Here is a 14,163-nt window from a genome sequence, read left to right on the forward strand (position 1 = left end):
GATTCGTTATCCATATGAAGGAAAAGAACCAAAGATCGATGATTCTGCCTACGTGGCGGAAAATGCTGTTGTAACCGGGGACGTGGAGATTCATGCCAACGTCAGTATCTGGTACCATACCGTTGTCCGCGGGGATGTGGCCCCAACGATTATTGAAAAAGACGTTAATATCCAGGATCAGAGCCTGCTTCACCAGAGCCCCGGAATGCCTCTTCATATTAAAGAAGGTGTAACCGTAGGCCATCAATGTATGCTCCACAGCTGTACGATAGGTAAAGGAGCGTTAATAGGAATGGGATCCACTGTGCTCGATGGAGCAGAGATCGGCGAATCTGCCTTCATTGGCGCCGGAAGCCTCGTCACTCCCGGAACCGTTATTCCCCCTAAGGTTCTCGCTCTCGGCCGGCCGGCACGAGTCGTCCGGGACTTAACTGATAAAGATTTTGCGGAGCTGAAGCGCATCCGTCAGAGCTATGTCGATAAAGGCCGGTACTACAAGCAGATGCAGCAGTCGCAGCAGTAACTAAAAAACTCCCCGCATTACGGAGGAAGTTCCGTAGTACGGGGAGTTTTTATTTTCCTGTTATCTGCAGAGCTTCAGCTTTAAGCGTTTCTGCTTTATCTGTTTTTTCCCATGGAAGATCAATGTCTGTACGGCCGAAGTGTCCGTACGCTGCCGTCTGTTTATAAATCGGCCGACGCAGATCAAGCATTTTTATAATACCTGCCGGACGCAGATCAAAGTTATTTCGCACGACCTGGACAAATACCTCTTCACTTACTTTTCCGGTTTCGAATGTATCAATCGCAATCGATACCGGCTGTGCCACACCAATCGCATAAGCCAGCTGTACTTCACAGCGTTCAGCAAGACCGGATGCTACAATATTCTTTGCAACATAACGGGCTGCATAAGCTGCCGAACGATCCACTTTCGTCGCATCTTTACCGGAAAATGCTCCGCCTCCGTGACGGGCATACCCTCCATAAGTATCCACGATTATTTTACGTCCGGTAAGTCCCGCATCTCCCTGCGGTCCGCCGATAACAAACCGTCCGGTCGGATTGATGAAATATTTCGTCTGCTCATCAAGAAACTCTGCCGGCACGACCGGGCCGATAACCTGCTCTTTCATATCCTGCTTTATCTGCTCCAGTTCCACTTCCGGATGGTGCTGCGTGGAAATAACAATCGTATCCACACGTACGGGATTCTGATTCTCATCATACTCCACCGTCACTTGAACTTTTCCGTCCGGACGAAGATAATCCACAGTGCCGTCTTTTCGGACTTCCATTAAGCGGCGGGCCAGTTTATGAGAAAGGGAAATTGGCAGAGGCATCAGTTCTTTCGTCTGATTGTCAGCGTAGCCAAACATCAGACCCTGATCCCCTGCTCCGATAGCATCAATTTCTTCATCAGACATATTGCCTTCCCGTGCTTCCAGTGCATGATCCACGCCCTGGGCAATATCAGCTGACTGCTCATCAATAGACGTTAATACGGCACAGGTTTCATAGTCAAATCCATATTTTGCACGTACGTAGCCGATATCTTTCAGCGTCTCACGTACGACTTTGGGAATATCAACATAGGTGGACGTTGAAATCTCACCGGCCACCAGTACAAGCCCTGTGTTCACCGATGTTTCACATGCGACGCGCGCATTCGGGTCGCTCTTCATAATTTCATCCAGAATAGAATCTGATATTTGATCGCAAATTTTATCCGGATGTCCTTCTGTTACGGATTCAGATGTAAATAATCGAGTTCTGCCTGCCATACTGGAACTCCTCCTCTTACGAAATTACGGAACTCATTCCCCATCCATATCCTTTAAGATGGTGGTAACTTTTTTCTGCTGCCGTGACTTTTTCACTTTTGACAGCAATAAAAAACCTTTTCCCGAGAGGAAAAGGTTTTGTTCGCTTCCTTTCACCTCTTATCGGTCAAGACGAAATGTCTTGCAGGTTGGCACCGTTCATCTCTGGAAAACAAATGATGGTTGCCGGGCTTCTCAGGGCCTGTCCCTCCGCCAGCTCGGGATAAGAGTATCCGCTTTTGTGAAGCATATCGAATATTCCTTCCACTGTCAACATTTTAACTTTTTACATGTAAGACTTTTTACAATGCTCTTGATTTCCGTATATAGTATGTTATAAATTATATATATGACATACTAATTAAAGAAGGCGGGGAGTATGATGAGCATGTTACACGATCATCTGCAGATTGAGAACCTTTTGAAACAGTCTAATATCCACCGGCAGCTTACCGTGCCGCAGCTTGTGGAAACAGCCTTAAACCGGCACGAAGGAACGTTGACGAGCGACGGTGCGTTCAGGGCAGTAACCGGAGATTACACGGGCCGCTCCCCGAAAGACCGTTTTATTGTAGACGAAGATTCCATAACAAACGAGATAGACTGGGGTGCCGTTAATCAGCCTATCCCGCCGGATATTTTTGATCGCCTGGAACAGAAAGTAATGGCCTACCTCGCCGAACAGCCTGCCGTTTTTTATCGTAAAGCTTTTGCCGGAGCCGACAGCCGCTGGAGGCTTCCTGTTGACATTATTAATGAATATGCGTGGCATCAGCTTTTTGCTCATCAACTTTTTCTGCGTCCCGAAGAAATAGAAGGAGAAGCCGCTTTGGATCCCTTTACGATTTTGTCGGCACCAGGTTTTAAAGCTGATCCGGAACGTGACGGCACACGTTCTGAAGCGTTTGTCATTATTTCCTTCGAAAAACGCACCATCCTTATCGGAGGTACTGCTTATGCCGGCGAAATGAAAAAAGCGATCTTCTCCATTATGAACTACCTGCTTCCTTCCATGGACGTGCTCCCCATGCACTGCTCAGCCAATGCAGATAAAGATGGTAATACAGCTCTCTTTTTCGGGCTCTCCGGGACAGGAAAAACGACACTTTCAGCTACCGATGACCGGATGCTTATCGGTGATGATGAGCATGGATGGTCAAAAGATGGCGTATTTAATTTTGAAGGCGGATGCTACGCAAAATGTATCGGGCTCCACCCCGATAAGGAACCGGAAATATTTCATGCTGTCCGATTCGGAACGGTTCTTGAGAACGTGAAGCTGAAGGAAAACCGTACTCCCGATTATGAGAGCGCTTCCCTGACAGAAAACACCCGGGCTGCTTATCCGCTTACAGCTGTCCCGTCGGCAAAACTGCCGAGCACTGCGGGACATCCGGAAGTGATTTTGTTTCTGACTGCGGATGCCACTGGTGTTCTTCCGCCGATCAGCCGCCTGAATCGTTCGCAGGCGATGTATCATTTCCTTTCGGGCTACACGAGCAAGCTTGCCGGAACAGAACGCGGCGTAACGGAACCCCAGCCCGTTTTCTCCCCTTGTTTTGGGGCTCCTTTCCTGCCGAGGGATCCTTCCATTTACGCCAAAATGCTCGGAGAAAAGATCGACCAGCATGAGGCGGAAGTATACCTCGTAAATACCGGCTGGACCGGCGGAGCCTATGGAACCGGATCCCGTATGGATCTCCGTTTCACAAGAGCGATGGTCCGAGCAGCAATAAATGGAGATTTAAAACATACTTCTTCTATTACCGATGCAGCTTTCGGCCTTGAAATTCCGGCCACCTGTCCGAATGTCCCGCCGGAAGTACTTCAGCCGCGGCTCATGTGGGATAATATCAGTGAATACGAAGCTGCCGCCTCGGCGCTTGCTGATAAGTTTCATGCGAACTTTACACGTTTTAAAAATGTCACTTCTGAAATCCTCCGCGGGGGACCAGTTTTATAGGTTCATTGACCCTGAAGAATTGTCAGCAAAATATGAGCGGCGGTTCCGGAATTATCCGGAACCGCCGCTTTTTAAATGATTTTACAGATCAAATAAGAGAGTCCTATCATTTCACCAGCATACTTCGATCCTTAATATACTTAATTCCGCTTCCCTTTAATTATCTCCATGCTGAGAGGAAGGACTTCATCTTTCATCATGAAACTGAATTTCCCATCAAACCGCAGCGAGTCGGGCAGAGATTTCAACAATTTCGGCCCTTTCGTTTCATGATAGGAATCTTTTTTCTCAAGCCTGTCTATTTCTGCGAAATAAACGTTTTTAATGACCGTTTCTGATTTTCCGGAAACATGATACTGGCCAATATAGGTTATTACACGCACTACGCCACCGGTTTCTTCTGCCACTTCCCTTATCGCAGCTTCCTCTGCTGTCTCTCCTTCTTCCACCTTTCCGCCGGGAAATTCAATTCCGCGGGAAGGATGCTTTGTCAAAAGCCATTTATCCTCGTACCTGCATATCACCCATACATGTTTTGGCTCTGAAGAATAAGGATGATCCTGCGTTGAAAAACGAACCTGATTATGATAAAAATCCTGAAATATTTGTTCTTCCATCACTGTCCCCTCCGTATTGCGGCGTCGCTGCCTCTTTCCGGCCTATGAATAGCGGTTTATAATCCATTCATATTCCTGGCGGTTATTCATGTTATAAAAAGACAGCTGGATATTATCCTGAGAAATTCCTGCCTCTATCATATCGTGATATGTAATGATGTCAAAATTTATCTTTTCGATTAAACTATTAATGGAACGCTTCTCCAACTGGAGACACTCCTTGATAAGAGGCAGGCAGCTTTGATGATAGCCAGCAAGCAGAGGCTGAAGGCGGCCGTCAACCATCGGAATAACCGCCTGTACATTTTCGGTTCCGGTTTTTCTCTTAATTAGACGTATCACATCCGGATGGATCAGGGGCATATCACAGGCTGTGAAAATGTACCACTCGGCTGAGACAGAAGTCATCGCTGCTTCCATACCAGCCATCGGTCCTTCGTAAGGATGAAGGTCTTCAATAACAGGGATCTTCAGAAAAGACAACGACTCCGGTTCGTTCGTTATGACTGCTGATTTATCTGACACAGTTTCTACAGCTGCGAGAGCGTGCTCCAGAGCCGTTTTTCCGGAAATCGGCAGCAGGGCTTTGTTTTCCCCCATACGGCTCGACTTTCCTCCTGCAAGTACGATACCGGCTGTTACGCTGTGCTGAGAGATCATATGTAAAAACTCCTTTTCAGCGAAATTTAATAACGGATTCTAATGAATCTTTCCTATTTCAAGCAGAAAACTCTTAGTTGCCCGTACAGCTGCTATCGTACTGTAAGACTTATTTTATGCCCTCAAATGTATTCTTTCAAAGACTTTGGCTCTGTTATGGAAAATTGTTGATTTAAGAGGAGAAGGAAACCTGGGCTCTTCACCCATGCAGCGGAGACAGCTTTCGGACTTCCTTATATCCGGGAGAAACTTTGCGGCTATCTCAGACGTCTATGCTCCTGCGCTTGTATTACTGAAAGATGTGTTAAAGCATTCCTGTAGAGTGTTAATTTCCACTTTGAAAAAACAGGGGCCCCTCGCTAAGATAAGAATAGAGACACGACTCTACTATTCCAAACCTTGAGGAGGGACCTTACTATGAAGTTTAAAATGCAGGACCAACAAAATCAACGGATTGCCCGTATTTCTTCCAGCCACCTGATTATCGGGGTGGATATTGCCCAGCATCACCACGTGGCACGTGCTGTCAATTACCGGGGCATCGCCTTTGGTAAGCCGTTGGCTTTTGAAAACAACGAGGAAGGGTTTACCCGGCTTCTCGACAGGATCGCTGCGTGGAAGGAAGCGAGCGGCTGTACGACCGAAATCGTCGGGATGGAGCCGACCGGCCATTACTGGCTGAACCTGACCGCCTGGCTGAAGGGCCGGCAGATCGATGTTGTCACCGTTAATCCCCACCTGGTCAAAAAGAATAAAGAAAACCGGGATCATACCCAGTCCAAAAGCGATGCCAAAGACGCCCTCGTGATTGCCGACATGGTTAAAAACGGCTATTACAGCCAGATCCATCCCACGTCGGAAACGTTCGACTCGCTCCGGGTGCTCATGGCCAACCGGGAGGTGCTCGTGAAACGGCGCGTTGCGACCATCAATCAGCTGCACCGCTGGGTCGATATTGTCTTCCCGGAACTCCGGGAGGTCTTTCAGGATCTCCAAAGCAAAGGGGCCATCGCTACCCTGCGGCTGTTCCCCATGCCGAAACAACTGCGGGAGCTGGACGTGGCGGACGTGATCCACGGATGGAAAACAGGGATGAAACGTCACGCCGGCCACCGGAAAGCGGAAACGCTGCTTGCGGTGGCGAAACGGTCCGTGGGAAGCACGCAGGCGCCGGAGGCGTATCTCCTGCACCTGGACCAGCTGCTCGAAGAATGGGACCTGGTCACGGCCCAGCTGGAACGGGTGGAACACGAGGTGGCTGCCACCCTGGAGCACGTGACCTACCGCCACTCCTTCCTTGCCATCGATGGGATCAGCGATCTCTCCCTGGCGGGGATTCTGGGGGAAGCCGGTGATATTCGTGGTTTTGCCCATGGTAATGCGCTCTTACGTCATGCCGGCCTGCACCTGGCCGAAGCGAGCTCCGGCAAATGGAAAGGACAAGTGGTCCTCTCCAAACGCGGAAGGTCCCGGCTGAGGCGCTGTTTATACCTGGCCACGCTGAGCCTGATCAAAAACAACGCGGATTTCCGGCACCTCCACCACGTCAATGTGCAGGGCAAAAAGATGAAAAAGATGAAGTCGGTCATGAAACTGATGGGCAAGCTGGCACGAATCCTCGTGGCCCTCGCCAGAGGGGGAGAACCCTACTGTTCAGAGAAAGTCCGACCACTTCCGTCTGCTGTCTAGGGGGTGATCGTCCCGTCGGCTCATCGAATCATGGCTTATTCGCAGGATGAAAAAGAAAGCACGGAGGACCGGATACCACAAACCAAAGGGCCCGGACCCGTCGTTAAAGCAAAACCGGCCTCCACCCCCTGGCCAGGCATGACAAAGGAATGAGAGGGCATGGACCCGTTGAGACATGGGAGGAAAAGCCTCCAGGGACCGCGTGGAGAAGACGTGCAGGATATGGTAAAAAATGGAGTTTTCGCGACCTCCTTTCTTTCCGCCTGTCTTGGAGCGCCTCCTCTTCCGTTTCTTTCGTTGATCTATCCGTCAGGTGCGATCGAAAAGGGGGAACATCCTGCGAATGAGCGAGTATTTGAGAGATAAACCTATCTTACCGAGGGAGTCTGTGGTTGATACATGTAGAAAACTTCGCTTCAACTCGGCAGGCGCAGGCACTCCAAAAGCAACACGGAGCTTTAACAGAGACACTCATGCAGGATTGCTGCACCATGAGGCATGAAAATGGCCTTCTATAGAATAGAAAGGGAATTTATCCTCTATACAGACGGAAGGAGGTCAGAAGGGGGCTTCTTTATTTAGAAGGCAGCTCCTGCTCTGTCTTTTTACCATAAGCTGTCGTGGGCATGGGGCGGCTCCAGGGCGATGAAGGTCGAGCACCACCCGGCCGACCGCAGGGAAGACGGGATTAGCTGAGGCCTTCCCGCACGGAAAGCGCCCCATGGAAACGAAAGCGCACTTTTATTGCTTCTATACTTTATTTTCAAGGCAGACTTACTGAATCGAATGTCTATCAATGTAAGGAGGACCTTCTCTTACTATCATTCACAAAAACGAAGCGGTAATGTTTCCTTGCTTTTCTCTTTTTTATAATGAAACTTTTCCCTTTTCCTTCTGCAGATAATCAATATCTCCCAAAAGCAGCGCCAATGATGTAAGTATAAAAAAGTCTTTCCGTAATCTTTTTGTTTTCTTTATTTATTTTTCGGCAATATAAAGGTAAAGCAGGCAATTCAAAAAGGAATACCCGGGCTGCTGCTTCCTTTTCAATTGGAACCTCCTTTGTTCAGCTGCTTCGCTTTGTTTCTCAGCAGCCTCCCTCTTAAAACTGGGAATTAGAGCCCTGTTAGTAAAGAAAAGTCTCATTAATCCATCCGGCTCTACATTTTTCGACATTAGTCTCCCGACAGCTATTTTTCCATGCTATAATACCCTGAGTATGTCCATCAGACAAAGAAGAGGTGACATCATGCCCAGAAATAAATTAATTATACTTGGTGCCGGGGCTCTGATTTTAATCATTCTTTCTATTCTCCTGTTCGTGATGGATAGTGAAGAACAGGTCATCCAAACTGAAGATATAGATAATACGGAAGCTTCGGAAACGAGTCCGGAAACGGATGAAACAGCTGGAGCAGACCCCGCATCCGGATCAGACAGCTCGATCGATATAGAAGGCAGTGAAGAAGACCTTATGGAAAATGTAGAAGCAGATACCGAGGAAGAATACAGAGAAAGCACGAGAGAGGCTCTGGAAGAGTTTACTCCCGATGAGAATGATTCTTTCAGCAGAGAAGCTTTCGAAGATCACGCACTGCTTTTCACGCTTTACCAGCAGGAAACAGAAGAAAGCGTAGTAGAAGAAGGCGAATCGGCTTCAGCAGCAGAGTATGTAGCCATCGAAATGAACGGGTGGAAAAATTTCGCAGAAGAAAATTACGACTTTACGTATGACCAGTCGGAGTTTATGCAGTTCGCTGAAGAAGAACAGTCCCAGGCTCTCGATCAGGATGCAGAAGTCCGTATCTTTATCGATGAACTTGAGCAGGAGGATCCTGAACTCAGCCGACAGCAGCTCGAGTTTCAGTTTGCCCTTTCTTATATATGGCACTCTATTCAGGATGAGGCAGCTGAAGAGTACGATGTTAATCCTCAGTCGACTACTGAGTGGAATCAGCTCTATTTTGAAATCGAACAGCGCGTATTCAATTATATTTCAGAAGAAAACCCTGAATTTATCGAAGGGGAGTCCAACTAAAAAACCTTGTGCACCCGGGAAACCGGAGCACAAGGTTTTTTTGATTATTTGTCGGTGACAGATACTGTTTCAGCAGGTATTCTGGCTGTAATTTCCGGATCACCGCGGTGAATAACACCATAGGGCTGGAGCCTGCGGACAGCTTCTTCAAGTAGCTGTTCTGACCCCTGCGGAGCAAAGACATAATCGATCGTTTCTTCGCTTAGAGCCTCTAAAGCTTCCGGAGTCGCTGCATGCATCACCCGGTAGCCGATCCTGTTCCATTTCTTTGTATACTGGGCCGTTTCCGACAGCGTAACAAGCTGCTTTCTTCTCGGACCTTCTTCCGTATGGACGACAGCTGCTTTTTCGGCTTCCTTATAGAAATCTTTATCAGCGCGCACGCCCTGTTTCCCTGTCGCATGAGCTAAAGCATTTTCAAGATCCGCATACAAATCCTCCAAATCTTCCAGACCGACGGACAATCTCACAAGATCCGGAGTAACACCGGAAGTTGTCTGCTGCTCTTCGTTAAGCTGCAGGTGGGTCGTGGAAGCAGGATGAATGATAAGACTTTTTGCATCGCCGACATTGGCAACGTGCGACCAGAGGTGAACGTGTTTAATCAGTTCTCTTCCCGCTTCAACTCCCCCATCGATACCGAAGTTAACTATTCCGCCGTATCCGCCGTCCAAATACTGAACAGCAAGCTCATGGGAAGGATGCGCCTCTAAACCAGGATATTTTACCCAATTGACAGCCGGATGCTCCTGCAGTCTTTTGGCAAGAGCCAGAGCATTCTGCTGGTGCCGGTGCATCCGCAGAGACAGCGTTTCCAGCCCCTGCAGAAGATAAAAAGCATTCTGTGGACTTAAGGAAGCACCGAGATCACGCAGAAGCTGGACACGCAGTTTTAAAATAAATGCCATATCGCCGAGGTCATTGTAAACAAGCCCATTATAGCTCGGATCCGGTTCATGAAAATGAGGAAATTTATCTTTCGTCCAAATAAATCTGCCTCCGTCCACGACCACTCCTCCGATAGTGGTGCCGTGTCCGCCGATCCATTTTGTAGCGGAGTGAATAACAATGTCCGCTCCGTGCTGCAGCGGCCGGCACACTGCCGGAGTCCCAAATGTATTGTCCACAATTAACGGAATATCCGCTTCGTGGGCAACGTCGGATATAGTATGGAAATCCAGCACATTCAGTCCGGGATTTCCGATCGTCTCCCCGAACACAGCCTTTGTATTCGGCTTAATCGCATCGGCAACAGCCTGTGGATCCGTAATATCAACGAAGGAGACATCAATGCCGTATTTCGGAAGCGTAATCGAAAATAAATTGTACGTTCCTCCATATAAATGAGAAGCAGCTACGATATGATCACCGCTGTGAGCAATATTCATAATAGTCATCGTTATGGCAGCCATCCCTGAAGCTGTCCCGAGAGCCCCTACACCGTCTTCGAGAATAGCGACGCGCTTTTCAAATGCATCCACTGTCGGATTCATAATACGGCTGTAAATGTTCCCCGGCTGCTGCAGAGAAAACAGCCGTTCCGCGTGATCCGCATCTTCAAACACGTAGGATGTAGTCTGATAAATGGGAACAGCCCGGGCTCCGGTCGTCGGATCAGGCACCTGCCCTGCGTGAAGCAGCTGCGTTAATAGACCTTGTTCATCGATTCGTTTTGCCATATTAAAAGTCCCTCCTATTTTGTTTACTGACTTTTCTAACTTCTCTTTCTTTTTTCATAAATCCTGCTTTCCAGGAAAATTCCTGTGAATCAGCTCTTGATACTCGGTTTACAGAAAATTTTAATTACTTTACACTATGAAAGAATGCTATGCAAAGAAGGGAGTATGGATCATGAAACCTGCTGTATTTTTTGACCTGGACGACACAATTCTATGGGATGCTAAAAGCATTCAGCTGGCTTTTGACCGGACATGTGCTTTTGCAGCCGATACATACGGAATTGAGGCCGACAGGCTGGAAAAAGCTGTCCGCAGTGCAGCGAAGAAACGTTATTCCTCCTACGAAACCTACGAGTTCACCCAGAAGATCGGCATTAACCCTTTTGAAGGTCTGTGGGGAGCTTTTGAAGATGAAGAAGAAGGCTTTGCCGAACTAGCTGTTATCATTAAGGAATACCAGCTCCATGCATGGAACGACGGACTGCTTGCTCTTGGAATCGATGACCATAAAGCTGCTGAAACGCTCGCCGCGCGTTTCATAGAGGAAAGGAAAAAAGCTCCTGTCCTGTTTGAAGATGCTCTCGAAGTACTTGCTGAGCTTCAAGACAGAGCTGTTCTCGTTCTGCTCACCAACGGCTCTCCCCAGCTGCAGCAGACAAAATTAACTATCACACCGGAAATCACCCCCTATTTTGATCATGTCATTATTTCCGGAGCTTTTGGGAAAGGCAAACCGGATGCTGAGATCTTTGAATATGCGCTGGATGTGAGCAAAGCAGAAAGAAAAAATACGTGGATGGTCGGCGATAACCCAAAAACGGATATTTTAGGAGCAAACCGGGCCGGTATTACGTCGGTCTGGCTGAACCGCTTCGGCAAAGAGAAAGACTCCGGGATCGAGGCCGATCACACTATTAAGGATCTGCACGCCCTCCTCCCGCTTATTCCAAATGAACAGAACAAAAGCAGATGACGAGGGGAGCTTTCTTTGAAAAATCGGAATCGTTTAGTGAATTAGCAGGATGATTTCCATTACAGGCGGACGCTTTCCGTGGGACTTGTCTTCAACTAATTCTTCTTCCGCTGCGCTTCGTTAGAATGGATTTTCAGAATGTGATGACCTGAAGCCGCCCCCTCCGGAAAGCGTCCATCAGAAGAGGCAGCAGCCTTCTGTAATGCTATCGAGATATCTGGATATTGATATTGTCTGCTGTCTAAGCCCCTCCTTTCAAAAAAGAGGGGCTTTTTTGGTGACTTATCGTAAATTACAGGCACCGGCAGACAGGAAAGTCGTTACACTTGAGATCAAGCCGCCTCGTGCTAAATAGCCAGCTTTACAGGCCGGGAAGCCGTTACGGTTACGGATTCGTTTCTATGGGTAAAATGCAGCGTTTTTCCTTCCAGCAGCTGATAGACTGCTTCTTTTCTATTCAGCGTTACTTCCAGGAGACGCCCCTGGTATTGAATACGGAAAGACAGCGTGTCCCATTCCTTTGGCAGGACCGGACGGAAGACGAGTCCTTTTTCCTTCACCCGCATGCCGGCAAATCCAAAAACGAGTGCCAGCCATGTTCCGCCCATATTCGCTAAATGAAGACCGTCTTTCGTGTTTTTATGCGTGTTATCGATATCCAGCCGCGCCGTTTCAATAAAGTAGCGGTATGCTTTGTCCCCGCGGCCGAGTCTGGCTGCCATCATGCTGAATACACAGTAGGATAAGGAAGAGTCGTGCGTCGTCACTTTTTCATAATAATCATAGCTGCGGCGCATCGTTTCCTCATCCGCCTCATCTTCAAGCAGAAAATGACCGAGAACAGTATCCGCCTGTTTACATACCTGATACCGGTAAAGTGTAAGCGGGTGATAATGGAGCAGGAGCGGAAATTTCTCTTTCGGCGTATTTTCCAGGTCCCATACTTTTTTATTTAAAAACGTATCGTCCTGTGCTTGAATACCGAGTTCATTACTGTAAGGCAGGTACATATTTTTTGCTGCCTTTTCCCACTGCTTCATTTCCGATTCTTTAAGATCCAGCTTCTCCGCCCAAACCCGGCGGTCTCCTTCCGGCAGTTTCTGCCATGCTTTCACTGCCCAGCGTAGGCTGTGCTTTGCCATCACATTTGTATAATAGTTATTATTGACGATACACGTATATTCGTCGGGACCTGTAACATCGTCGAGCCGGAACATGCCGTTTTTCTCGTGACCCATGTCCATCCACAGGCGGGACGTTTCTGTGAGTACCTCAAGCATATAGTCTCTTAGAAAGTCTTCGTCACCGGTGACGAGATAATACTGGATAAAGCTGTAGGAGATATCTGCGCTTATGTGATACTGGGCTGTCCCCGCAGGAAAATAGGCTGAGCACTCTCCGCCGGTAATAGTGCGCCATGGAAATAGAGCTCCCTGGGAGTGCCCAACTTCTTTTGCTCTCGCCCTCGCTGCATCGAGAAGGGAATGGCGGTATTTAAGCAGCTGTTTTGCAATCTCCGGCTGTGTCATCAGAAAGACAGGGAACATATAGATTTCCGTATCCCAGAAATAATGTCCTTCATAGCCTTCCCCGGACAGTCCCTTTGCAGGTATATTGCTGACCGCATCACGCCCGGCGGACTGGAGGAGATGATACAGATTGAAATGAATCCCCTGCTGCAGCGATTCATCTCCTCCCACCTTTAAATTGGCCTGCATCCAGAAATGATCAAGATATTCTTTCTGTTCTTTCTCCAATAGAGAAAACGCCGGACGTCCGGCTAGAACTTCCTCCGCCTTTTCCTTCAGCCTGTTTTCATGCCTGTACGTATCCGTATACGCATTCCAGCGCGTTAATACTACTGGACCATCTGCTTGAAACGAATAGGTTTCCGTGAGCTTTCCTTCTTCTTCGATGACTTCTTTATCAGCTTCCGCTCCTTCCAGCAAGGAGCAGGAGGCGCAATGTACATTCAGCTTCGTTTCATACGTCTGATTTGTTACATGCAGCACTTCCCCGGCTTCCTGGGCCGTAACATGAAGACGCTCTGCGTGACCGCTTGCTACACGCGGATCATTCGGATCAACGAAGTTGCTCACATTCCCGTTTACAGAAGCTGCAACGTGCACTTCTGCGGGTGTCGAAGGGTCGATAGTTATTTCCTGGGCAAACAACTCTTTGCGCGTAAACGAAACGAGCCGGCGGAATGTCAGCTTCACTTCTTTTCCTTTAGGCGATCGCCAGTGCACTCTTCTTTCCTGAATTCCGCGGTCCATATGTAAAACGCGCTCAAGGCCGAGGATTTTTCCGCTGAACATGGAAAAGCGTTCTCCGTCAATATCAATCGTCACCGTCTGACTGTCGATAATATTAACAAGCTTCTGCTGTGTTTCCGGGAAAGCGTACAGCTTTTCTCCATATTCTATTTCCGTTTCGTCATGATAGGCGTTAATGTATGTGCCGCGGATTGAAGTCATATCCGGTCCGTATCCTTCTTCCACGTTCCCGCGGACACCTAAAAAACCATTTCCGAGAGAGAACAGACTTTCATTTACGAGCAGCTGCTCCTCGGTTAATTCATTATTGGTTACATTCCAGGTCATCGTTTCTGCCTCCTTTTTCTAATCGCTTTTTACTAAGCTCTGTTAAAGAGTTCCGTGCTGTTATTGGAGTGCCTGCGGCTCCTCCGCCTGCCGCGGAGAAAGCATGCGGCTTCCCTGA

General features: G+C 48.2%; 10 protein-coding genes and 1 riboswitch. Of the genes, 5 read left to right on the plus strand and 5 right to left on the minus strand.

Annotation, left to right across the window (positions count from 1 at the left end):
• Window position 1: 1 nt before the first annotated feature.
• Entirely contained in the window at window positions 2-523 is a 522-nt protein-coding gene (locus FTX54_RS13260) for a gamma carbonic anhydrase family protein (protein ID WP_147805168.1), read from the plus strand.
• Between the two features lie 49 nt (window positions 524-572).
• Here FTX54_RS13260 and metK read toward each other — a convergent pair whose 3' ends face one another.
• Complete coding sequence (gene metK / locus FTX54_RS13265) at window positions 573-1,784, minus strand: methionine adenosyltransferase (protein WP_147805141.1); 1,212 nt, start codon at window positions 1,782-1,784, stop codon at window positions 573-575.
• Between the two features lie 156 nt (window positions 1,785-1,940).
• Window positions 1,941-2,053, minus strand: a riboswitch (SAM riboswitch).
• 152 nt (window positions 2,054-2,205) lie between these two features.
• On the opposite strand from metK, the gene pckA reads away from it, so the two are divergent.
• Entirely contained in the window at window positions 2,206-3,786 is a 1,581-nt protein-coding gene (pckA, locus tag FTX54_RS13270; RefSeq protein WP_147805167.1) for a phosphoenolpyruvate carboxykinase (ATP), read from the plus strand.
• Between the two features lie 140 nt (window positions 3,787-3,926).
• On the opposite strand, the gene ytkD is transcribed toward pckA, so the two are convergent.
• Together ytkD and mobA are read right to left on the minus strand one after the other, a co-directional pair.
• Window positions 3,927-4,403: an RNA deprotection pyrophosphohydrolase gene (ytkD, locus tag FTX54_RS13275; protein ID WP_147805140.1), complete on the minus strand. Its 477-nt coding sequence runs from the start codon at window positions 4,401-4,403 to the stop codon at window positions 3,927-3,929.
• Window positions 4,404-4,445: 42 nt separating this feature from the next.
• Entirely contained in the window at window positions 4,446-5,063 is a 618-nt protein-coding gene (gene mobA, locus FTX54_RS13280) for a molybdenum cofactor guanylyltransferase (RefSeq protein ID WP_147805139.1), read from the minus strand.
• Window positions 5,064-5,480: 417 nt separating this feature from the next.
• Here mobA and FTX54_RS13285 point away from each other — a divergent pair, with 417 nt between their 5' ends.
• Entirely contained in the window at window positions 5,481-6,752 is a 1,272-nt protein-coding gene (locus FTX54_RS13285; protein ID WP_338484666.1) for an IS110 family transposase, read from the plus strand.
• Window positions 6,753-8,001: 1,249 nt separating this feature from the next.
• Window positions 8,002-8,790: a hypothetical protein gene (locus FTX54_RS13290; RefSeq protein ID WP_147804506.1), complete on the plus strand. Its 789-nt coding sequence runs from the start codon at window positions 8,002-8,004 to the stop codon at window positions 8,788-8,790.
• A 44-nt stretch (window positions 8,791-8,834) separates the two neighbouring features.
• On the opposite strand, the gene FTX54_RS13295 is transcribed toward FTX54_RS13290, so the two are convergent.
• A complete protein-coding gene (locus tag FTX54_RS13295) occupies window positions 8,835-10,469 on the minus strand; it encodes an O-acetylhomoserine aminocarboxypropyltransferase/cysteine synthase family protein (protein ID WP_147804505.1) in 1,635 nt (544 codons plus the stop codon).
• 172 nt (window positions 10,470-10,641) lie between these two features.
• On the opposite strand from FTX54_RS13295, the gene FTX54_RS13300 reads away from it, so the two are divergent.
• On the plus strand, window positions 10,642-11,442 hold the full coding sequence (locus FTX54_RS13300; protein ID WP_147804504.1) for an HAD family hydrolase: 801 nt from the start codon (window positions 10,642-10,644) through the stop codon (window positions 11,440-11,442).
• Between the two features lie 347 nt (window positions 11,443-11,789).
• On the opposite strand, the gene FTX54_RS13305 is transcribed toward FTX54_RS13300, so the two are convergent.
• Window positions 11,790-14,045, minus strand: a complete 2,256-nt coding sequence (locus tag FTX54_RS13305) for a glycoside hydrolase family 65 protein (protein WP_147804503.1) — start codon at window positions 14,043-14,045, stop codon at window positions 11,790-11,792.
• Between the last annotated feature and the right edge of the window lie 118 nt (window positions 14,046-14,163).

The organism is Alkalicoccus halolimnae, assembly GCF_008014775.2.
Taxonomy (GTDB): Bacteria; Bacillota; Bacilli; order Bacillales; family Salisediminibacteriaceae; genus Alkalicoccus; species Alkalicoccus halolimnae.

Excerpts from the sequence above, each read along its gene's own strand:
- metK (WP_147805141.1), bottom strand. The coding sequence starts at position 1,784 with ATGGCAGGCAGAACTCGATTATTTACATCTGAATCCGTAACAGAAGGA.
- pckA (WP_147805167.1), top strand. The coding sequence starts at position 2,206 with ATGAGCATGTTACACGATCATCTGCAGATTGAGAACCTTTTGAAACAG.
- ytkD (WP_147805140.1), bottom strand. The coding sequence starts at position 4,403 with ATGGAAGAACAAATATTTCAGGATTTTTATCATAATCAGGTTCGTTTT.
- mobA (WP_147805139.1), bottom strand. The coding sequence starts at position 5,063 with ATGATCTCTCAGCACAGCGTAACAGCCGGTATCGTACTTGCAGGAGGA.
- FTX54_RS13285 (WP_338484666.1), top strand. The coding sequence starts at position 5,481 with ATGAAGTTTAAAATGCAGGACCAACAAAATCAACGGATTGCCCGTATT.
- FTX54_RS13290 (WP_147804506.1), top strand. The coding sequence starts at position 8,002 with ATGCCCAGAAATAAATTAATTATACTTGGTGCCGGGGCTCTGATTTTA.
- FTX54_RS13295 (WP_147804505.1), bottom strand. The coding sequence starts at position 10,469 with ATGGCAAAACGAATCGATGAACAAGGTCTATTAACGCAGCTGCTTCAC.
- FTX54_RS13300 (WP_147804504.1), top strand. The coding sequence starts at position 10,642 with ATGAAACCTGCTGTATTTTTTGACCTGGACGACACAATTCTATGGGAT.
- FTX54_RS13305 (WP_147804503.1), bottom strand. The coding sequence starts at position 14,045 with ATGACCTGGAATGTAACCAATAATGAATTAACCGAGGAGCAGCTGCTC.